This window comes from Rhizobium sp. 01T437, assembly GCF_056398505.1.
Genome location: NZ_JBFTPM010000019.1, coordinates 39,319 through 59,536, shown reverse-complemented (window position 1 = coordinate 59,536; position 20,218 = coordinate 39,319). Strand labels below are relative to the sequence as shown.

Below are 20,218 nucleotides of genomic sequence, written 5' to 3'. Positions count from 1 at the left end.
TGATGGAAAAAGTCGGTATCGGCATCATTGGATGCGGCAATATTTCGGGCGCCTATCTGAAAGCGATGACATCGGCATTCCCGATCCTAGAGATCCGCGGACTGGCCGACCTCAACCGCGAGCTTGCAGATGCAAAAGCCAATGAATTCAACCTTCAGGCCAGGTCTGTCGAAGAGCTTCTGGTTGATCCGAAGGTCGAGATCATCGTCAACCTGACCATTCCGAAGGCCCATGTTGCCGTCGGCCTGCAGGCACTGGACGCCGGCAAGCATACCTATTCGGAAAAGCCGTTGGGGATTAATTTCGCGGAAGGGAAAAAATTGGCGGATGCCGCCAAAGCCAAGGGTCTGCGTATTGGCGCTGCCCCTGACACCTTCCTCGGCGGCGGTCACCAGACCGCCCGCGCCCTGATCGACGAGGGTGTCATCGGCATTCCGGTTGGCGGCACCGCGACCTTCATGTGCCCGGGCCATGAGCGCTGGCATCCCAATCCGGCCTTCTATTATGAAGTCGGCGGCGGCCCGATGCTCGACATGGGTCCCTATTACATCACCGACCTCGTCAATCTGCTAGGGCCGGTCGCCATGGTCGCCGGTTTTGCGGTCACGCCGCGCAATGAGCGCATCATCACCAGCGAGCCGCGTAATGGCGAGCGTATTCCGGTTCATATCCCGACGCATGTTGCCGGCGTTATGGCTTTCGCCAATGGCGCCGTCGTGCAGATCGGCATGAGCTTCGATGTGGCCGGCCACAAGCATGTGCCGCTCGAAGTCTACGGCACCGAGGGCACGCTGATCGTGCCGGATCCGAACCGTTTCGCCGGCCCGGTCGAATATCTGAAGAAGGGTGGTCAGTTCGAAGACCAGCCCGTGACCTTGCCCTATGCCGACGGCAACTACCGCTCGCTTGGCGTCGCCGATCTCGCCCATGCCATACGGTCAAACCGGCCGCATCGCGCAAACGGCGATCTGGCACTGCATGTGCTCGAGGTGATGGAAGCCTTCCAGAAGGCATCCGACACCGGCAGCACGGTAACGCTCACCACAACAACGGAGCGCCCTGCTCCGCTTTCTCTATCCCTCGTCGACGGACTGCTCGGCAAGTAACATTCAGGAGGAATACACGATGCGTGAAGCACTGATCGTCTGGGGCGGCTGGGCAGGCCACGAACCGGAACAATGCGCCGCAATCATCAAGGACATACTCGAGGAAGACGGCTTCAAGGTCTATGTGGAGCACAGCACGGAGGCCTYCGCCGATCCGTCGATCCACGATCTGAGCCTGATCGTTCCCGTCATCACCATGTCGAAGATCGAGAAGGAAGAGGTCAAGAACCTCGCTGCCGCGATCGAAAGCGGCGTCGGGATTGCCGGCTATCACGGCGGCGCCGGCGACAGCTTCCGCGAATCGACCGACTACCAGTTCATCATCGGCGGCCAATGGGTTGCCCATCCTGGCAATATCATCAACTACACCGTCAACATCACCCGGCCGGACGACCCGCTGATGGAGGGGATCACCGACTTCCCTTATAATTCCGAGCAATATTACATGCATGTCGACCCCTCGAACGAGGTGCTGGCGACGACGACCTTCACCGGCGAACATGCCTACTGGATCGACGGCGTGACGATGCCTGTCGTCTGGAAGCGGAAATATGGCAAGGGTCGCGTCTTCTATTCCTCGCTCGGCCATGTCGCCAAGGAATTCGACGTGCCGCAGATGAAGACGATCTTCCGCCGCGGCGCCAATTGGGCAGCGCGCTGAACGGTTCGACGTTGGGGCTGCCGGTGTCTCGCCGGCAACCCCACATGAAAAGTGCATATTTGGGCACGACACGGGTGCCAAATCCGTCGATATGCGTTACTGCTGTCGAAAGAACGAACCAGACAGCAAGACAATGAGCGATAACGTTATCAAGTTTCGCAAGCCGAAACCCCCGCCGAAAGCCCCCAATCCCATGCTCCGCAAGCTCGTGATCATCGCCGCGGTGATCGTCGTGTTTGCATTGGCCTGGGTCTATGTCCATGTCACCGGCGTGCAGCCGCAATAATCCAGCGAGGGATCGTCCGATGAGCGTTCGCCCGCCGCAATCCTTCAGGCAGTCTTTTTCGGCCGAAGGCGGGGTGAATGTACTCGAATACGAGCTCATGTCGGAGCGCGCCAGTTCGCTCGGACGCAACGGTCTCAAAGTCGAATCGGCTCTCTCAGCCCTGAAGGCCTGGAATCCCGATCGCCATAGTGCCGAGCAGCGCGAAACGCTGATCAACGAGGCGTCCGACGCCGTTTGGGCGCTCTTCGTCCAGCGCGAGATCTGCGGGCTGCGCAACAACAAGGATATTGTGCAGCGTTACGCCATTCCCGGCGAAGTGCTGGCGCGGGTCGGCGTCGTCAGGAAATAGCGGCGGTCTGGCTCTGTGTCGCAGGCGCCGGATGCGAGAGGACGAATGCGCGTGCCTCTTTTTCCAGCCATTCGCAAAAGAGCGTGGATTTGCGGTTTCGCCTCGCCCGGCGCAAGGCCACGTATTCATGGCCGCTTTCCAGAAATCCATGCGGCGCAACCAGCCGGCCGAAGCGAACATCATCCGTCACATAAGGCCAGGGCACGACGCAGACGCCAAGCCCGGCATTGGCCGCCTCCAGCATGAAATAGAAATGCTCGTATTCGACACGGCCACCTGCTTCGACGGCGATGACCGAGCGAGCAAGCCAGTCACCCCAGGCGCGTAGACGGCTACGGGTATGAAGGCGAGCGGCACCTGTGAAGCGCTCACCGACAATTTCCGCCAATACCGGCGAAAGCACGGGACCGGTCTGCTCGGGAAAGAGCGGGATGACATCCGCACCGGCTGGCCAGGGTGCTGTTCCAACGCGGATAGCGACATCGAAGCTGTCGCGGGCAAAATCCACCGGACGTGAAGAGGCGGTTAGGCGCACATCGATATCGGGATATTCCGCCTGAAACCGGTAGAGCCTTGGGATCAGCCAGCGCATGGTGAAGGTTCCGGGGCAGGATACATCGAGCGCACCATCTTCGGTATCGGCCACCGCGCGGACGGACGTGTCGATCTGGTCGAAGGCGGCATTCAGGCCTGACAGAAGCGTCGTGCCGGCCTCGGTCAGACGCAGCCGGTTCTTCGGGCCTTCAAAGAGGGGAACGCCGAGCACATTTTCGAGATGCTGGATCTGGCGGCTGACGGCGCTATGGGTGACGTTCAGTTCGCTTGCGGCGAGCGTCATGCGACCGAGACGACCGGCGGCCTCGAAAGCGCGGAGCGCATTGAGGGAAGGGATGCGGCGAGCCATGTGCGTTTTCCGAACAATATTTGTTCGATCATATCGGTTTTCAGACTGCATTCCATGGTGTTTCTTGCGGTCGTCGAATTATCGAATGCCTTTTCAGGAACAACAGATGCCGGACCGCAACGCGTTCCGACAAATGCGAAGCTTTGCCTTTCGAAGCAATTATGGAGAGTGATCGTGAACAGCAGACACAGTGACGGAAGTGCGGGCGATGCCAATTACGGCGTGATCGGCACGAATTACACCAGGTATCGCCAGCCCGACCCGCATATCGCGGAATTCATTCGTGCTGCGCTCGGCAATGCCGAAACCGTGCTGAATGTCGGCGCCGGCGCCGGCTCCTACGAGCCGGTCGACCGGAAGGTGACCCCGGTCGAACCTTCTGCCTCCATGCGGGCGCAGCGCCCGTCGCATCTGCCGGAGGCGATCGATGCGACGGCAGAGAAACTCCCCTTCGCGGACCAATCCCTCGATGCGAGCATGGCGACCTTCACCGTGCATCAATGGTCGGATCTCAAGGCTGGCCTCGCGGAAATGCGCCGCGTTTCGCGCGGCCCGGTGCTGGTCCTGAGCTGCGATCCCAATGAGCTGGAACGCTCGTGGCTGTTCAACTATGCGCCGGAGATGATCGCCGTCGAGGCAAGCCGCTATCCGGCCATGGAGACCATCGCCGATCATCTGGGCGGCACAATCGAGATATTGCCCGTGCCGATCCCGCTTGCCTGCATCGACGGTTTCGGCGAGGCCTATTACGGTCGGCCGGAGCTTATGCTCGATCCCGGCGCCCGGTTGGCAAATTCGGCCTGGAGCTTCGTCGATCCATCGATTGGCGAACGTTTCGTGGCCGAACTCGGCCGCGATCTCCGGGATGGCACGTGGGATGCGCGCTATGGGCATCTGCGCACGCAACCCTTCTTCGAAGGCTCGCTGCGCCTGATCGTTGCCCGCCCCTAGCTAAAGAAGCGGTTCTCCGGTCGCGGCAGGCCGAGATGGTCGCGCAGCGTCGTGCCTTCGTATTCCTTACGGAACAAGCCACGGCGCTGCAGTTCAGGCACCAGGCGCGTGGTAACGTCATCAAGCCCCTGCGGCAGGTAAGGGAAGACGACATTGAAGCCGTCAGAGCCCTCTTCGTCCAGCCAACGCTCCATTTCGTCGGCAATGCTTTCAGGCGTGCCGACGAAGGCAAGGCCGGAATAGCCGCCGTAGCGCTGTGCGAGCTGGCGGACGGTGAGGTTTTCCTCCTGCGCCAGTTTGATGACCTGAGCACGGCCTGTCTTGCTGGCATTGGTATCGGGAATATCCTTGGGCAACGGCGCATCCGGGTCGAAACCCGAGGCATCATGGCCAAGCGCGATCGACAGCGAGGCGATGGCGCTATCGTAGTGAACGAGGCTGTCGAGAGCGAGACGTTTGGCACGCGCCTCCTCCATACTGTCGCCGATGACGACGAAGGCAGCAGGCAGAAGCTTCAGATGGTCTCGGTTGCGGCCAATCGCCTGCATCCGTCCCTTGATATCGGCATAGAGCGCCTTGCCGCCATCGAGATCACGCGGCGAACAGAAGACCACTTCGGCAGTTTCGGCCGCAAGCTGGCGGCCGGGATCCGACTGGCCGGCCTGCACGATGACGGGCCAGCCCTGAACCGGCCGGGCGATATTCAACGGCCCGCGCACGCTCAGTTCCTCGCCCTTGTGGTTCAGCACATGCATTTTTTCGGGATCGAAATAAATGCCGCTTTCGCGATCGCGGATGAAGGCGTCGTCGGCAAAGCTGTCCCAGAGGCCGGTGACGACATCGTAGAACTCGCGTGCCCGCTTGTAGCGCTCGCCATGTTCCACGTGCTCGTCGAGGCCGAAATTGAGCGCGGCATCGGGGTTGGATGTGGTGACGATATTCCAGGCCGCGCGGCCATTACTGATGTGATCCAACGAGGCGAAGCGGCGGGCAACGTGATAGGGCTCGTCGAAGGTCGTCGAGGCCGTTGCGGCGAGCCCGATCTTCTCGGTGACGGCGGCCAGAGCCGAGAGCAGCGTGAAAGGCTCGAAGGAGGTGACGGTGTGGCTGCGCTTCAGCGCCTCCACCGGCATGTTGAGCACGGCCAGATGATCGGCCATGAAGAAGGCGTCGAACTTCGCGGCTTCCAGCTTCTGCGCGAAGGACTTGATGTGGGCGAAGTTGAAATTGGCATCCGGATAGGACCCGGGATAGCGCCATGCGCCGGTATGCAGGCTGACGGGGCGCATGAAGGCGCCGAGGCGCAACTGCCGTGAACGGGTCATGTTTTTCCTCATGGATCGGGGCGAAGCGGCCGCCTGCCCTCTGCTGAACGCTGATGCCGGAATGACGTATGCTTGCGGTTACGTAGGGGTTCGCAAGCCGTTATTCGAGATTGGCTCGCCTTTTTCCCGCAGCGATTTCGACGGCAAACGGTCAATTCCAAGTGAGATGGATGGAGACAAACGTTAGCCGTCCGCCTGCGCCCTGGATAAGCAAGCGATTTCCATTTTCTATCACATCTATAGAATTTATAATCTTACCTGCCGCTCCGATTTCTTTCACCCATATCACGGTCAGAACTGGAGAAATCGATGACGACCGTGCTTAGGCAGCAAGACCAGATCCGGCCCGTGGCCGCCCGCATTGCCAGCGACGAGGAGGCACTTGAGGCGGCCCGCAGGCTTGCCGCTCAATTTGCCTCCACGGCCGCCGCACGAGACGCGGAGCGCCGGTTGCCTTTCGCCGAACTCGACGCGGTGGCGCAATCCGGCCTGCTGGCGATTGCCGTTCCCGCGCAATATGGCGGGCTTGATGTTTCGAATGCCGTGCTGGCCGAAGTGACCGCGATTCTGGCAGAAGCCGATGGCTCGATCGGCCAGATCCCGCAGAACCATTTCTACATTCTGGAAGCTCTGCGCACCGATGGCAGCGAGGAGCAGAAGCGGTATTTCTTCGGCCGGGCGCTTGCCGGCGATCGTTTCGGCAATGCGCTTTCGGAGCGCGGCACGAAGACGGTCGGCCACTACAATACCCGCATCGTCAGGGACGGTCCCGGCTACCGCATCAACGGCCAGAAATATTACTCGACCGGCGTGCTGTTTGCCGATTGGGTCACGGTCTTCGCGCTGGATGAGGAAGACCGGCTTGTCATGGCTTTCGTGCCAAAGGGCACCGAGGGTGTCGAGATCGTCGACGACTGGGACGGCTTTGGCCAGCGCACGACCGGCAGCGGCACGACGATCCTCAACAATGTCTACGTCCATGCCGATTCCGTCGTCCTGCATCACAAGGGTTTCGAGCGCCCAACGACGATCGGCTCGGTCGGCCAGATCGTCCATGCCGGCATCGATCTCGGCATCGCGCGCGCCGCTTTCGCCGAGATGCTCGAATTCGTACGCACCAAGTCACGCCCCTGGATGGATAGCGGTGTGGAGCGCGCCGCCGAGGATCCGCTGACGATCTCGAAGATCGGGCAGATCGCCATTCGGCTGGAAGCTGCGGCAGCACTCCTCGAACGCGCCGGCCGCAAGGTCGATGCGGCGCAGATCGAGACGACGGAAAAGACCGTCGTCGAAGCCTCGCTTGCGGTCGCGGCCGCCAAGGTGCTGACGACCGAGGTCGCCATCGAGGCCACCAACACGCTCTTCGAGCTTGCCGGAACCTCTGCCGTCAAGAGCGACCTCAATCTCGACCGGCACTGGCGCAACGCACGCACCCACACGCTGCACGATCCCGTACGCTGGAAGTACCACGTCGTCGGCAATTACCACCTGAACGGCGTGATCCCACCGAAGAACGGCGCGCTCTGAACCCTCTCCTCAACTAAAAACCCCACTTCCGTCACCGGAAATGGGGTTCTTTTTTGCTTATGTTCCTGAGTTCAGCTGTAAAGGCTCACTTCAGGGATTTTGTCGTTCAGCACGAATTCGCCGACTTCCTTGGCCTTGTAGAAGACCGGATCGTGCAGCGTGTGGGTGCGCACATTGCGCCAGAAACGATCAAAGCGATATTTCTCCGCCGTCGAGCGCGCGCCGGTCAGCTCGAAGACACGCGAGGTGATATCCAGCGAGACATGGCTTGCATGCACCTTGGCGGCGTAGGCTTCCGCAGCCGCCTCGCCGCGCTCGCGGGCCGTGACAGCATGGCCCTTGGCAAGACCTGCCTGAACGGCGGCGGCTGCCGTATCGGCCAGGGCAGCAGAGGCTTTCAGTGCGGCGGTGAACTCTCCGACCCGCTCCAGGATATAGGGATCATCTGCAGCGCGCTCGACGCCCGAGGTGATCCACGGGCGCGTCGTCGTGCGCACGTAGTCGACGGCAGCCTGGAGCGCGCCTTCTGCGCTGCCGAGATAGAAGTTGACGAAGACGAGCTGGATGAGCGGCGTATTGAAGGTGGAAAGCACCGGCGGGGCGGCATCGGGAGCAGCCGGGGCACCGACGAAATCCTCCTCGTAAACAGGGAAATCGTGAAACTCTACGCTGCCGCTGTCGGAGAGCCGCTGGCCGAAATTGTCCCAGTCGTCATTGGCCTGATAGCCCGGCCGATTGGTCGGCACCGCGAAGCCGACGATCTTGTCGTCGAGTGTCGCGTTGGCATTGATGTAATCGGAGACATGAGCGGCGGTGGAGAAGGACTTACGCCCGTTCAGCACATAACCGTTACCGCGACGGGTGAGCACGAGGCCCGGATCGCGCGGATTGACGGCAGCACCCCAATAGAGGTTTTTCGCCACGGTTTCGGTACCCAGCGCATGCGCACGGGCTTCTTCAAGCGCCCAATAAATGTACTGGCTGTTGACGAAGTGATAGCCAAGCAGCTGGCCGATGGAACTTTCGCCACGCGCAAGGATACGCACCAGCCGCAAGCCATCCACCCAATCAAGGCCGCCGCCGCCGATATTCTGATCATGAAGGGCGTTCAGCAGGCCGGCATTTTTCAGCTTGACGATTTCGGCAAGCGGCGGACGGCCGTCGCGGTCGAGTTCGGCGGCGCGGCTCGATAGATCCGCCGAGATATCCTCGGCGCGGGCAAAGAGATCCTCTCGCGTCGTGCTGCGATTGGTCGCGAAGACGACATTGGACTGGCTCATGGGTCGAAACTCCGATTTCTTAAAAAATGGGCCGGCGGGGGCCGCACAACCCCCGCCGGAAGATCGAGGCAGGCAGCTTAGAAAAGCTTGTCCGGGATCCAGCTTGCGGTTGCCGCGTCGCTTGTGCTGAAGGCCGGGATTTTCTGCGCCAGATCCTCGATCGTCTTGACGCCGGCGGCGCGCAGGCTTTCCTGCGTGAGCAGCGTCGGCTTGACTGTGATTTGATGGGGAACGTCCTGCCCGGCAATTTGCAGAGCCGCGGCGCGGACGGAGACCGCACCAACGACAGCCGGATTGGTGGCGACGGTCGCAACCCAAGGGCTGCCCTCTTCGGTGATTTCCTGAATGTCAGCGGTCGAGACATCGGCCGAATAGATCTTCAGCTTGCTTGCGATGCCGAGATCGTTGGCGGCAAGCTTCACGCCGCGGGCAAACTCGTCATAGGGGGCGAAGACGACACTGATATCGGGATTGGCGGTCAGCGCGGCCTTGGCCTGATCAGCCGTCGAGATCGCGGTCGTGTCGCTGACGTTACCGACGCGGGCCTTTTCAACGACGCCGGAATTCTCGGACTTGAACTTCTCCCAGACCTCGTTGCGGCGGTCGAGCGGCGCGAAACCGGCGACATAGACATAACCGGCCCTGAAGCTCTTGCCGTTGTCCTTGACGACCTGTTCAAGCCCGAGCTGAGCGAGTTCATGGTCGCTCTGTTCCACCTGCGGTACCTTGGGATTGTTGAGATTGACGTCGAAGGCGACGACCTTGATGCCCTTGTCCAGCGCCTGCTGGACGACATCGCCGAGCGATTCCGGCAGGCCGTGATCGACGACGATGCCGGCCACGCCAAGATTGATCGCCTGCAGGATCTGCTCACGCTGTTCGGCGGCGTCCTGCCGACCGGGGAACACACGCAGGTCGATATCGAGCGCTTTGGCCTGGGCCTCCGCACCAGCCTGATAGGCCTGGAAGAAGTCACCCGCCGAGATGTAGCTGATCAGCGCCACCTTGACGCCGCCCTTGTCGAAGGGGGCCGGTGCACCGTTGAGACCAGCGGCAAACGAGGTCTGATAGAGAGAAAAAGAAATTGCGGCTGCAGAGAGCGCCAGCCGTGCGAGGGATTTCATCGTCGCGGTCCTTCCGGTCAATCGGGAGCGTCGTCTGACAGGTTGGCAGCTCCCTGCGACGCATGAAATTATTAGATATAAACTCTATGTTTTTAGTAGATTTAATGATCCGATTTTTGCCGGTTCAGGAGATTCTTTGTTCCCATCGCCATGCGACCGGGGCAAGGCTTGCCTCGAAGTTCGGGCATCTGTCAGGCCAATATCGCCGCTTAAAAGCAGACCCGGATTTGCCCGATGCCACTCCTTTATGCCGACAATATCACCCGCAGTTTCGGGTCCACGCGCGCGCTTTCCGGCGCCCATTTCTCTATCGAGCGGGGTGAGATCGTCGCGCTGATGGGGGCCAATGGCGCCGGCAAATCGACGCTGGTGAAGATAATCTCGGGCGTGCTTGCGGCCGATGGCGGAACAATCAGCCTTAACGGCCGGCCCTTTTCGCCGAAAACGCCATCCGAGGCGGCAAAAGCCGGCGTCGTGACCGTGCATCAATCGACGGATCTTGTCGGAGCGGCGGGGTTGACGGTTGCCGACGCCCTGCTGCTGCATCGCTTCGCAGAGGGCAGCACACCCTTCTTTCTCTCCCGCGCAAGCGTGCGACGCGAAGCGCGTGCCATGCTCGATGCCGCCGGATTCTCGCTGCCGCTCGACCGGGATTTCGGCGATCTGACCGCCGCCGACCGGCAGCTGGTTGCGATCGCCCGGGCGCTTGGCAACAAGGCCGAGCTGCTGATCCTCGACGAACCGACCGCAAGCCTTTCGGCGGACGAGAGCCGGCGCCTGTTTGACATCCTGCTCACCTTGCGGGCGCAAGGCCTTGCCATCCTTTATATCTCCCACCGGACCGCCGATCTCGTAGCGATCGCCGATCGAGCGCTCGTCATGCGCGGTGGCCGTATAGTCGGCAGCTTCAACCGGCCGATCGACTTTTCCAGCGCCATTGAAACGATGATCGGCCGCAGGCTTGAAGCGGCACGGCCGGACGCTCGACCGGCAACAGGCCCGGCCGTTTTCGAAATGCGCGGCATCCGCCTCCTTCCGTCAAGCAAGCCCTTCGACCTGACCCTGCATGAAGGCGAGGTCGTTGCCATCACCGGCGTGCTGGGCGCCGGCAAAAGCCGTCTGCTATCTGCGATCTTCGGCGTTCGAGACTTGGCTGACGGCACGATGCAGCTGGACGGCAAGCCTTACCGGCCGAAATCGCCGGGCGACGCGATTGCCGCCGGCGTCGCCATGGCAGCCGAGGATCGCCATCGCTCTTCGCTGATGCCGGCCGCGTGGCCCGGCAATTCGCTCGCGGCCACCATCAGCCTGCCGCATCTTGCCAAATGGTATCCGAGCGGTCTGCTTTTCGGTGGCCGCGAGCGGCGTGAGGCAGAGCAGGCCATTTCCCGGCTGGGCATCAAGGCCGCCGGTCCGCTCGCTTCGATCTGGTCACTGTCGGGCGGCAATCAGCAGAAGACGGTCATCGCCCGCTGGGAAGCGGAGCCGAGCCGGCTGCTGCTGCTCGACGAACCGTTCCAGGGTGTCGATGTCGGCGCCCGCCATGACATCATCCAGGCGATCCGGGCACGCACCGACCGCGCAACGCTGATCGCCACATCCGATCCCGAAGAAGCCTATGAGGTCGCCGATCGCATCCTGACGATCGACCACCACAGCTTGCTGCCCGATCTCGTCGACATCGCCTCTTCTTCAGCTTCACAGGAAATTTCCGCATGACGACCATCGACGAAGAGGCCCTGCCAAGGACCAGTGCGGTCCCTCAGAGCCATAATGAGGATAGCCGCGCTCTGGCACTCGGCAGCTTTCTGCGCGCCGGTGCGGTGTTCATCCTGCTCGGGCTGATGGTGATCGGTTTCACCATCGCCCAACCGGCCTTCATCAACATTGGCAACCTGATGAGCATCCTGCAGGCTGTATCGGTCGTTGCGATCCTCGGCGCCGGTGTGACGGTGACGCTTGCCGTCGGCGGCTTTGATCTCTCGATCGGTGCGGTGGCCGCCTCCAGCGTCATGGCCGCGAGCTATGCGATGATCGTCTGGCATCTCGATGTTTTCGCCACCGTGCCGCTAGTCCTTGCCTTCGGTGCAGCGGTCGGGCTCGTCAATGCCCTCCTGATCGTGCGACTGCGCGTACCCGATCTGCTAGCGACGCTTGCCATGATGTTCCTGCTCTCGGGCCTGCAGCTCATCCCTACGGCCGGGCGGTCGATCTCAGCCGGCCTTGTCCTGCCCGACGGCTCCAAGGCGACGGGTGCCTATGATCCAGCTTTCCTGTTGATCGGCCGCTACAGCCTATTTGCCACCCTGCCTGTCTCCGTCGTGCTGATGGCCGTCGTCGCCATCGTGCTTTTCGTGCTGACCGAGCGTACCCGCATCGGTCGGCTGCTCTTTGCGACCGGCGGCAATGAGGTAGCGACGCGGCTTGCCGGCGCCTCCACGACACGGCTGAAGACGCTCGCCTATGTCATCTCGGGAACCTTGGCCGCTCTTGGTGGCATCGTGATCGCCGCCCGTGTCGGGCGCGGCGATGTCTCCTCCGGCGGCTCGCTGCTGATGGACTCGGTCGCTGCCGCCCTCATCGGCTTTGCCGTCCTCAACCTGCGCCGACCCAACGTCCTTGGCACCATTGCCGGCGCCGTCTTCGTCGGCGTGCTGCTCAATGGCCTGACGATGCTGAACGCACCCTATTACACGCAGGATTTCGTCAAGGGCGCTGTACTCGTTGGAGCGCTTGCCCTGACCTACGGGCTCGGCCGCAACAGCGATCGCTGAAGGCAGGATTTGGCTTCGGAAAATTTCCTGCGGCCGCGTGCTTTTGGAATAACGTACCTCTTATACTACTTAAATCTATATACTTTACAGACTATCGAATTGAGAGGGTATCGTTATGAATGAAGGACTTGGAGGCGGCTTCGGACGCCGTGAAATCTTGAAGCTCGCGGCTGTCGCCAGCGCGACCTTTGCAGGCGCCAGCATGCTGACCGCACCCGCCGCAAGGGCCGACGACGAGGGGCTTTCCCTGAAGGGCAAGCGTATCGCCATCAGCGCCACCGGCACGGACCACTATTTCGATCTGCAGGTCTATAATGCCCAGATCGAAGAGGTGAAGCGGCTTGGCGGCGAGCCGATCGCCGTTGATGCAGGCCGTAACGACGGCAAGCTGATCGCCCAGCTTCAGACGCTTGTCGCCCAGAAGCCGGATGCGATCGTCCAGATCCTCGGCACGCTCAGCGTCATCGATCCCTGGCTGAAGAAGGCCCGTGACGCCGGCATTCCGGTTCTGACCGTCGATGTAGGCTCGACCAATTCGATCAACAACACGACGTCGGACAATTGGGGGATCGGCAAGGATCTCGCCCTGCAGCTCGTCTCCGATATCGGCGGAGAAGGCAATATCGTCGTCTTCAACGGCTTCTACGGCGTCACACCCTGCGCGATCCGCTACGACCAGCTCGTCAACGTCATCAAGTATTTCCCGAAGGTGAAGATCATCCAACCGGAACTGCGCGACGTCATCCCGAATACGGTTCAGGACGCCTTCACGCAGATCACCGCGATCCTCAATAAATATCCGGAGAAGGGCTCGATCAAGGCCGTCTGGTCGGCCTGGGATATTCCGCAGCTCGGCGCCACGCAGGCGATCGCCGCCGCCGGCCGCAACGAGATCCGCACCTATGGCGTCGATGGCAGCCCAGAGGTTCTCCAGCTCGTTGCCGACAAGAACTCCCCTGCTGGCGCCGATGCTGCCCAGCAGCCCGCCGAAATCGGCCGTGTCGCAGTCCGCAACGTTGCCAAGCTGCTCGCCGGCCAGACGCTGCCGCGCGAGACCTACGTTCCGGCGCTGCTCGCCAACAAGGAAAACGTCTCCGAGATCATCAAGAAGCTCGGCATCGGCTGATATCAAGGCGGACCTTGCGGTTAGCGCCGCAGGGTCTGCATGTCCCTGGAAAGCGGCATCATGACTGAACCCGTTCCGACGCAAGCGACCGACAGTAACGATGTCATCATTCGCTTCGATCACATCATCAAGCGCTTCGGCGGTGCCCAGGCGCTCGCCGACACATCGCTCGCCATACGCCGCGGCACCGTCCACGGCCTCGTCGGACAGAACGGCGCCGGCAAGTCGACGCTGATCAAGTTGCTTGCAGGGCTGCATGTCGCAGACGAGGGCACGATCGAAATCGAGGGTAAAGCCTACGATCGGCTGACACCGCATCTCAATGAAGAGCTCGGCATCCATTTCATCCATCAGGACAGGCTGCTGGTGCCGACATTCACCGTCGGCGAGGCCTTGTTCCTCGGCCGTGAGACGCGGCTTGCGAAAACTCCCTTCCTCGATCGCCGGGCGATGCAGAAGCGTGCGAGCGAGCTCCTTGCCAACTATTTCGGGATCAATCTGCCGAAGAGCGCCCTTATCGGCGAGCTCTCGACCGCCGAAAGGCAGATCGTCCAGATCACCCGCGCACTGCTCCATCAGCCGAAAGTTCTCGTCTTCGATGAGCCGACCGCAGCCCTGGTGCGGCGCGAGGCCGAGATCCTCTTTCGCCTCATCCGCCGACTGCGCGACGAAGGCGTGACCACCATCTACATCTCGCATTACCTCAACGAGATCGAAGAACTCTGCGATCACGTCACCGTGCTGCGCAATGGCCGGGATGTGGCATCACTCCCGATTGGCGAAACCTCGGCCAAGGCGATCGCCAGCCTGATGATCGAGCGCGATATTGCCGAGATGTTTCCCAAGCGCCAGGTCGATCTCGGTGAAACAATCCTGAATATCCGCGGGCTTTCAGCGCCCAACCGGTTTGACGATGTCAGTTTCAGCCTGCGGCGTGGCGAGGTGCTCGGCATCACCGGTCTGCTCGGCTCCGGCGCCAAAGACCTGATCCGCACACTCTTCGGTCTGGAACGGGCCGCAAGCGGCGAGATTGAAATAGAGGGTCGAGCAGCACAGCCGCGCAGCCCGGCAAAGGCCGTCGACCGTCGGCTTGCACTTGTTCCCGAGGATCGGCGCGGACACGGCGTCGGCCTCGATCTCAGCGTGACCGAAAACGTCACGCTCCCGAGTCTTGCTCGTTACAGCCGTTTCGGTTTCCTCAATCGCAAGCGTGAACGCTCCGATACCGAGGACTTGATCAAGCGGCTGCAGATCAAGACGGCCGGGCGCGATGCACTGGTCCGCACACTCTCGGGCGGAAATCAGCAGAAGGTGGCGATCGCCAAATGGCTGAGCCGCCAGTCGGAAATCTACCTGTTGGATGAACCGACCGTCGGCGTCGATATCGGCTCGAAGGTGGAGATCTATGCGCTGATCGCCGAACTTGCGGCACGTGGCGCCGGCGTCATCGTCCTCTCTTCCGACCTGCCGGAACTCGTCGGCATCACGGACCGGATCCTGGTTTTCTTCCGCGGCCGGCTGATCCGAGAGCTAGACTCTTCCAAAACCACAACGGATGAAGTGCTGTCGATCTCGACCGGCGCTTCGGAAGGATTGCGCCATGTCGGCTGACGTTCACTTCGCGCCTCTTCCCGCCGTTTCCTCGGACCCCGTGCCGCACTCGAAGGGCACAGCAGCGGTCGCGGTGCTCCGCTTCGGCTCGCTGCTTGCCTTCGCGGCCATCCTCGTCGTGTTCTCGCTGACGGCGCCCTACTTCCTGTCGGTCGGCAATATCGGCAATGTTCTCGGCCAGTCCGCCATTTCGGGCGTGCTGGCGATCGGCTTGACCATAGTCTTGATCGCCGGGGGCTCGAATGTCGTCACCGGCGGTATCGACCTGTCGCTGGCAGCCAATATGGGCCTGAGTGCAGCGGTCTATGCGACGTCGATCCAGCTCGGCTACGGCGACGCAACAGCGGCGGCCGCGGCCTTGCTGACAGGGCTTGCGATCGGCGCGGTTAACGCTGTCGCCGTCGTGCTCGCGGGCATCGTCCCGCTGCTGGCAACGCTCGCAGTGATGAATGTCGTCGCCGGCCTCGAACTCGTCCTGACGCAGAATACCGTCGTGCCCGCCTCGACCGATTTTCTCACCGCGATTTCGGCTTCCGATAGTTTCGGCATTCCCATTCTCGCCTATGTGCTGATCGGCTTCACAGCGATTGCCACCGCCATCGTGCAATATACGCCGATCGGTCTGAGGCTTTACGCCGTCGGCGAGTTTCCGGATGCGGCGCGCGCCGCTGGCCTGCCGCTCAAGCGGCTGCTTGCCGGGGCCTTCATAGCCAGCGGCCTCTGCGGTGGTTTTGCCGGCATTCTCTCGGTTTCCTATCTCAGTGGCAGCACGACCGGTTCGGGCGAAGCGCTGCTGCCCGTCGTCGTCATCGCGTTGCTCGGCTCGGTCTTTTCGCGTCGGCTGGTGCCGACTGTTCCGGGAACACTGATATCGGCACTGTTCATCGGTTTCCTCACCAACGGCTTCCAGCTCCTGACCCTGCCGAGCACACTCGTCAGCGGCGTGCAGGGGCTTCTCATCCTGATCGTCGTGTCGGCGACAACATTGCTGCGCAAGCGGGAGATCTGACATGTCCGCCTCGACTTCAGCCGGACGCTCGCTCGCCGGCCTCGCACGCTTTGGCCTGATCGTGGCGCTCATCGTGGTTTTCTCTGTCTTCTCGATCCTGGCGCCAACCTTCTTCACGCCTGGCAACTTGCAGAGCATACTCGTCAACAATTTCACGCTGCTCGCCATCGTCTCGATCGCCATGACCTTCGCCGTGTCCGCGGGCGGCATCGATCTGTCGGTCGGCACGGCCGTCGATTTCGCTAGCTTCGCCTTCGTCTCCCTCGTTCTGGCGGGCCAGCCGGTGGCGCTCGCGTTGCTCGCCGGCCTTGCAGCCGGCGCACTGGTCGGCGCGTTCAATGCTGTTCTTGTGTCCGTGATCGGCGTTGCACCATTTCTGGCGACACTCGGCACCCTGTTTATAGGCCGTAGCATCCAGCAATTGCTGACCAATGGCGGAAATCCGGTCTATCTCCCGCCCTCGGGCGTGCCGGATGCCTTCCGCTTCGTCGGTCATGGTACGATCGCCAATGTGCCCGTTCCGCTGGTGATTGCCGCGATCGTCATTGCCGGCGCAGCAGCCGTGTTCGCCTGGACGCGTTTCGGGCGGGTGGTGGTCTCGATCGGCATTCAGCCGAGCGTCGTGCGCTATTCCGGCATCGGACTTGGCGTCCCTGTTGCCGCCACCTTCATTCTCGCCGGGCTGATTGCCGCCGTTGCCGGCCTTATCCTGACGGCGACTGTGACGGTCTACGTCCCCTCCTCCGGCAACGCATTCCTGCTGAACGCCATCGGCGCGACCTTCATCGGCACGACGCTGTCGCCACTCGGCCGGCCCAATATCCTCGGCACCGTCCTCGGTGTCCTGCTCCTCAGCATCGTTGCCAACGGCCTGCTGCTGACGGGCCTGAACTTCTACTGGCAGCAGGTCGCTACCGGCACGCTCATCTTTGCCGTGCTCGCCTTCAGCTTCATCAACAGAAAAACAGTCGGCGCCTGAACCGCACCCCGCCGACCGACGCAGGAAGAATGACATGACCCGTGAAATCAGGCTCAACGCCTTCGATATGAATTGCGTCGGACACCAGTCGCCAGGGCTTTGGCGGCATCCGCGCGACAAGTCCTGGACTTACAAGGACCTAGACTATTGGGTGCATCTGGCAAAGACGCTGGAGCGCGGCAAGTTCGACGGTCTCTTCATCGCCGATGTGCTCGGCGTCTATGACGTCCTGAACGGCAATGTCGATGCCGCATTGCGTCATTCGGCGCAGGTACCGGTCAACGATCCGCTGCAGCTCATCCCGACCATGGCCTATGAGACCGAGCATCTCGGCTTCGGTCTGACGGCTTCTCTCTCCTTCGAACACCCCTATACATTCGCGCGGCGCATCTCGACCCTCGACCACCTGACCAAGGGACGTGTCGGCTGGAACATCGTCACCTCCTATCTGAACAGCGGCGCGCTCAATATCGGCCAGCCGGCACAGACCAACCATGACGATCGCTATGATCTCGCGGACGAATATCTCGAGGTCTGCTACAAACTCTGGGAAGGAAGCTGGGAGGACGATGCTGTCGTGCGCGACCGCGAAACGGGCATCTTCACCCATCCGGAAAAGGTCCATCCGATCAACCATTTGGGAAAGTATTTTAACGTTCCCGGCATTCACCTGAGCGAGCCCTCACCGCAGCGCACGCCCGTTCTCTATCAGGCTGGCGCTTCCAGCCGTGGTAAGGATTTTGCCGGCGCGCATGCCGAATGCATCTTCGTGGCTGCACCCTCCAAGACGGTTCTGAAGCGCTATGTCGCCAATGTCCGCCAGGCAGCCGAACGGCTGGGGCGTAACCCGCGCGAAATCCTCGCCTTCAACCTGCAGACCGTCGTGCTCGGCGAAACGGATGCCGAGGCGCAGCGCAAATTCAACGAATATCGCGAGTACGCTTCCTTCGAAGGCGCGTTGACGCTGATATCAGGCTGGACGGGCATCGACTTCGGCCAATTCGGCCCGGACGAGGTGTTGCGCCACCGCTATACGAATGCCGTACAATCGGCCGTTGAAACCTTCACGACCATCGATCCGAACAAGGAATGGACGGTGCGCGAAATGGCGGATTGGGTCGGCGTCGGCGGTTTCGGCCCGGTCTTCGTCGGCTCACCGTCGACAGTCGCCGATCTGATGCAGGAATGGGTCGAGGATACCGATGTCGACGGCTTCAACCTTGCCTATGCAGTGACGCCCGAAAGCTTCGAGGACACTGTCGACCTGCTGGTGCCAGAATTGCAGAAGCGCGGCGTCTACAAGACCGAATACCGGCAGGGTACGCTGCGCGAAAAGCTCGGTGGTGCGGGGCCGAGGCTGGTTGCGCCCCATCCGGGAGCGGCCTATCGCAATCTTGGCGCGGAAGCGCCACGGCTCGCTGTCGGCCGCCGTTGAAAAATAATGGCTGGGTGACAAAAAATATCTCGCCTGGCCATCCTGTTCGAATTTAATTCCTGTCACACTTACGGTTTCAGCTCGAATATAGATCATTGAATTTTTAAGGGATCAGGAGGGGGCATGACTATTGCGGATATCTCTCGGCGTGGCCTGCTGAAGGGCACGGCGCTGCTGCTCGGAACGACGGCGCTGTCGCGTATTGCGCTGGCGCAGGATGTGCCGGCCGGCGGGCGCCTGATCGTCGCGGCCGACTCCGAGCCGAAGAACCTCAATCCTGCCATCGTCGCCTCGAACGGCGTTTTCTTCATTTCAAGCAAGGTGATCGAACCGTTGGCGGAAGCTTCCTATGAAGGTTCGGATGGTCTGGCACCGCGTCTTGCAACGTCCTGGGAAGGCTCGCCGGACGGGCTTTCCGTCACCTTCAAGCTACGCGAAAACGCCACTTGGCATGATGGCAAGCCGTTTACCTCGGCGGACGTCGCCTTCTCGGCGCTCAACGTCTGGAAGCCGCTTCAGAATCTCGGCCGCCTGGTCTTTGCCAATCTGCAGGCGGTCGACACGCCCGACGACCATACGGCGATCTTCCGCTTCTCGAAGCCGACGCCCTTCCAGCTTATCCGCAATGCGCTCCCCGCTGTCACCAGCGTCGTTCCCAAGCATATTTTCGAGGGCACGGACATCGCCAAGAACCCGGCCAACAATACGCTTGTCGGCACCGGTCCCTTCAAATTCGCCGAATATAAGCCCGGCGAATATTACCGGCTGACGCGCAACGAGAGTTATTGGCAAAAGGGCGAGCCGAAGCTCAACGAAATCGTCTATCGCGTGCTGCCCGACCGGGAATCAGCCGGGGCCGCGCTGGAAGCGGAAGAGATCCACCTCGCCGCATTCTCGGCCGTACCGCTCGCCGATCTCGACCGTATCTCCAAGGTCGACGGCATCAAGGTGATCTCCAAGGGCTATGAGGCGCTAACCTATCAGCTCGTCATCGAGATCAACCATCGCCGCAAGGAGCTCTCCGATCTGAGAGTTCGTCAGGCGATTGCCCATGCGATCGACAAGAAGTTCGTCGTCGACACGATCTTCCTCGGCTATGCGACGGAAGCAACCGGCCCCGTTCCGAAGAATTCGAAAGAATTCTACACCGCCGATGTCGCCAACTACAATTTCGACGTGAAGGCGGCAAACGAGCTGCTGGACCAGGGCGGCTATACCAAAGGCCCTGACGGCAATCGGTTTCAGCTCAAGCTGCGCCCTGCACCCTATTTCAACGAGACACGCCAGTTCGGCGATTATCTGCGCCAGGCGCTTGCTGCCGTCGGCATCGATGCCGTCATCGTCAATGCCGATGCGGCGGCCCACCAGAAGGCCGTCTATACCGACCACGACTTCGATATCGCCGTCGGCCCGCCGGTCTTCCGCGGCGATCCGGCAATTTCCACGACTATCCTCGTGCAGTCCGGAACACCTGACGGCGTGCCCTTCTCCAACCAGGGCGGTTATGTCAGCGCCGAGCTCGATAAGATCATCAAGCAGGCGTCCGAGACCGTTGATACGGCCGCACGCACCGACCTCTATTACAAGTTCCAGCAGCTTGTGGTGGCCGAGCTGCCGTTGATCAACGTCGCCGAATGGGGCTTCATCACGGTCGCCAGAGACACTGTGCTGAATATTTCCGACAATCCGCGCTGGGCGGTTTCGAACTGGGGCGATACCGCGCTGCAATCGTGATAGGGTCGAAGGCGCAATTGCTGCAGAGGCCTCGTCC

General features: G+C 61.4%; 18 protein-coding genes. 14 read left to right on the top strand and 4 right to left on the bottom strand.

Going from position 1 to position 20,218, the window contains the following annotated elements; genetic code table 11:
- Positions 1-2: 2 nt before the first annotated feature.
- From AC1DM5_RS28760 to AC1DM5_RS28745, 4 genes are all read left to right on the top strand, one after another.
- A complete protein-coding gene (locus AC1DM5_RS28760) occupies positions 3-1,106 on the top strand; it encodes a Gfo/Idh/MocA family protein (protein ID WP_477819640.1) in 1,104 nt (367 codons plus the stop codon).
- Between the two features lie 19 nt (positions 1,107-1,125).
- Complete coding sequence (locus AC1DM5_RS28755; RefSeq protein ID WP_477976303.1) at positions 1,126-1,767, top strand: ThuA domain-containing protein; 642 nt, start codon at positions 1,126-1,128, stop codon at positions 1,765-1,767.
- Between the two features lie 133 nt (positions 1,768-1,900).
- Positions 1,901-2,053 (top strand): hypothetical protein, encoded by a 153-nt coding sequence (locus tag AC1DM5_RS28750; protein ID WP_477976301.1) that lies wholly within the window; start codon positions 1,901-1,903, stop codon positions 2,051-2,053.
- A gap of 19 nt (positions 2,054-2,072) precedes the next feature.
- A complete protein-coding gene (locus AC1DM5_RS28745) occupies positions 2,073-2,402 on the top strand; it encodes a DUF6665 family protein (protein ID WP_477819638.1) in 330 nt (109 codons plus the stop codon).
- On the opposite strand, the gene AC1DM5_RS28740 is transcribed toward AC1DM5_RS28745, so the two are convergent.
- Positions 2,392-3,306: a LysR family transcriptional regulator gene (locus AC1DM5_RS28740; RefSeq protein ID WP_477819637.1), complete on the bottom strand. Its 915-nt coding sequence runs from the start codon at positions 3,304-3,306 to the stop codon at positions 2,392-2,394. The genes AC1DM5_RS28745 and AC1DM5_RS28740 overlap by 11 nt on opposite strands.
- A 174-nt stretch (positions 3,307-3,480) precedes the next feature.
- On the opposite strand from AC1DM5_RS28740, the gene AC1DM5_RS28735 reads away from it, so the two are divergent.
- Positions 3,481-4,257: a class I SAM-dependent methyltransferase gene (locus tag AC1DM5_RS28735; protein ID WP_477976299.1), complete on the top strand. Its 777-nt coding sequence runs from the start codon at positions 3,481-3,483 to the stop codon at positions 4,255-4,257.
- On the opposite strand, the gene AC1DM5_RS28730 is transcribed toward AC1DM5_RS28735, so the two are convergent.
- Positions 4,254-5,582: an LLM class flavin-dependent oxidoreductase gene (locus AC1DM5_RS28730; RefSeq protein ID WP_477819635.1), complete on the bottom strand. Its 1,329-nt coding sequence runs from the start codon at positions 5,580-5,582 to the stop codon at positions 4,254-4,256. The two genes, AC1DM5_RS28735 and AC1DM5_RS28730, sit on opposite strands and share 4 nt — an antisense overlap.
- A 309-nt stretch (positions 5,583-5,891) precedes the next feature.
- Between AC1DM5_RS28730 and AC1DM5_RS28725 the strand changes: the two genes are divergently transcribed.
- A complete protein-coding gene (locus tag AC1DM5_RS28725; protein WP_477819634.1) occupies positions 5,892-7,109 on the top strand; it encodes an SfnB family sulfur acquisition oxidoreductase in 1,218 nt (405 codons plus the stop codon).
- 71 nt (positions 7,110-7,180) lie between these two features.
- Here the strand turns inward: AC1DM5_RS28725 and AC1DM5_RS28720 are convergent, their stop codons facing one another.
- Together AC1DM5_RS28720 and AC1DM5_RS28715 are read right to left on the bottom strand one after the other, a co-directional pair.
- A complete protein-coding gene (locus AC1DM5_RS28720) occupies positions 7,181-8,389 on the bottom strand; it encodes an acyl-CoA dehydrogenase family protein (RefSeq protein ID WP_477819633.1) in 1,209 nt (402 codons plus the stop codon).
- Positions 8,390-8,466: 77 nt separating this feature from the next.
- Entirely contained in the window at positions 8,467-9,513 is a 1,047-nt protein-coding gene (locus AC1DM5_RS28715; protein WP_477819632.1) for a substrate-binding domain-containing protein, read from the bottom strand.
- 234 nt (positions 9,514-9,747) lie between these two features.
- Here AC1DM5_RS28715 and AC1DM5_RS28710 point away from each other — a divergent pair, with 234 nt between their 5' ends.
- The 8 genes from AC1DM5_RS28710 (at position 9,748) to AC1DM5_RS28675 (ending at position 20,181) form a co-directional block, all read left to right on the top strand.
- Entirely contained in the window at positions 9,748-11,232 is a 1,485-nt protein-coding gene (locus tag AC1DM5_RS28710; protein ID WP_477819631.1) for a sugar ABC transporter ATP-binding protein, read from the top strand.
- Positions 11,229-12,287, top strand: a complete 1,059-nt coding sequence (locus AC1DM5_RS28705; protein WP_477819630.1) for an ABC transporter permease — start codon at positions 11,229-11,231, stop codon at positions 12,285-12,287. Before AC1DM5_RS28710 ends, AC1DM5_RS28705 begins: the two co-directional genes overlap by 4 nt.
- Positions 12,288-12,402: 115 nt before the next feature.
- Positions 12,403-13,413, top strand: a complete 1,011-nt coding sequence (locus AC1DM5_RS28700) for a sugar ABC transporter substrate-binding protein (protein ID WP_477819629.1) — start codon at positions 12,403-12,405, stop codon at positions 13,411-13,413.
- Between the two features lie 60 nt (positions 13,414-13,473).
- The gene (locus tag AC1DM5_RS28695; RefSeq protein WP_477819628.1) at positions 13,474-15,024 is read left to right on the top strand and encodes a sugar ABC transporter ATP-binding protein; all 1,551 of its coding nucleotides are present in this window, start codon (positions 13,474-13,476) and stop codon (positions 15,022-15,024) included.
- Positions 15,014-16,033: an ABC transporter permease gene (locus AC1DM5_RS28690; RefSeq protein ID WP_477819627.1), complete on the top strand. Its 1,020-nt coding sequence runs from the start codon at positions 15,014-15,016 to the stop codon at positions 16,031-16,033. Before AC1DM5_RS28695 ends, AC1DM5_RS28690 begins: the two co-directional genes overlap by 11 nt.
- A gap of 1 nt (position 16,034) precedes the next feature.
- Positions 16,035-17,012, top strand: coding sequence for an ABC transporter permease (locus tag AC1DM5_RS28685; protein ID WP_477819626.1), 978 nt, complete (start codon positions 16,035-16,037; stop codon positions 17,010-17,012).
- A 34-nt stretch (positions 17,013-17,046) separates the two neighbouring features.
- Positions 17,047-18,447, top strand: a complete 1,401-nt coding sequence (locus AC1DM5_RS28680; protein WP_477976297.1) for an LLM class flavin-dependent oxidoreductase — start codon at positions 17,047-17,049, stop codon at positions 18,445-18,447.
- 123 nt (positions 18,448-18,570) lie between these two features.
- Positions 18,571-20,181 carry an ABC transporter substrate-binding protein gene (locus tag AC1DM5_RS28675; RefSeq protein ID WP_477819624.1) on the top strand — a complete coding sequence of 537 codons (1,611 nt, stop codon included), beginning with the start codon at positions 18,571-18,573 and terminating at the stop codon, positions 20,179-20,181.
- Positions 20,182-20,218: the final 37 nt, after the last annotated feature.

Coding starts and splice junctions, on each gene's coding strand:
- AC1DM5_RS28710 (WP_477819631.1), top strand. CDS start 9,748: ATGCCACTCCTTTATGCCGACAATATCACCCGCAGTTTCGGGTCCACG.
- AC1DM5_RS28740 (WP_477819637.1), bottom strand. CDS start 3,306: ATGGCTCGCCGCATCCCTTCCCTCAATGCGCTCCGCGCTTTCGAGGCC.
- AC1DM5_RS28745 (WP_477819638.1), top strand. CDS start 2,073: ATGAGCGTTCGCCCGCCGCAATCCTTCAGGCAGTCTTTTTCGGCCGAA.
- AC1DM5_RS28675 (WP_477819624.1), top strand. CDS start 18,571: ATGACTATTGCGGATATCTCTCGGCGTGGCCTGCTGAAGGGCACGGCG.
- AC1DM5_RS28750 (WP_477976301.1), top strand. CDS start 1,901: ATGAGCGATAACGTTATCAAGTTTCGCAAGCCGAAACCCCCGCCGAAA.
- AC1DM5_RS28760 (WP_477819640.1), top strand. CDS start 3: ATGGAAAAAGTCGGTATCGGCATCATTGGATGCGGCAATATTTCGGGC.
- AC1DM5_RS28695 (WP_477819628.1), top strand. CDS start 13,474: ATGACTGAACCCGTTCCGACGCAAGCGACCGACAGTAACGATGTCATC.
- AC1DM5_RS28680 (WP_477976297.1), top strand. CDS start 17,047: ATGACCCGTGAAATCAGGCTCAACGCCTTCGATATGAATTGCGTCGGA.
- AC1DM5_RS28690 (WP_477819627.1), top strand. CDS start 15,014: ATGTCGGCTGACGTTCACTTCGCGCCTCTTCCCGCCGTTTCCTCGGAC.
- AC1DM5_RS28685 (WP_477819626.1), top strand. CDS start 16,035: ATGTCCGCCTCGACTTCAGCCGGACGCTCGCTCGCCGGCCTCGCACGC.
- AC1DM5_RS28700 (WP_477819629.1), top strand. CDS start 12,403: ATGAATGAAGGACTTGGAGGCGGCTTCGGACGCCGTGAAATCTTGAAG.
- AC1DM5_RS28725 (WP_477819634.1), top strand. CDS start 5,892: ATGACGACCGTGCTTAGGCAGCAAGACCAGATCCGGCCCGTGGCCGCC.
- AC1DM5_RS28730 (WP_477819635.1), bottom strand. CDS start 5,582: ATGACCCGTTCACGGCAGTTGCGCCTCGGCGCCTTCATGCGCCCCGTC.
- AC1DM5_RS28705 (WP_477819630.1), top strand. CDS start 11,229: ATGACGACCATCGACGAAGAGGCCCTGCCAAGGACCAGTGCGGTCCCT.
- AC1DM5_RS28720 (WP_477819633.1), bottom strand. CDS start 8,389: ATGAGCCAGTCCAATGTCGTCTTCGCGACCAATCGCAGCACGACGCGA.
- AC1DM5_RS28715 (WP_477819632.1), bottom strand. CDS start 9,513: ATGAAATCCCTCGCACGGCTGGCGCTCTCTGCAGCCGCAATTTCTTTT.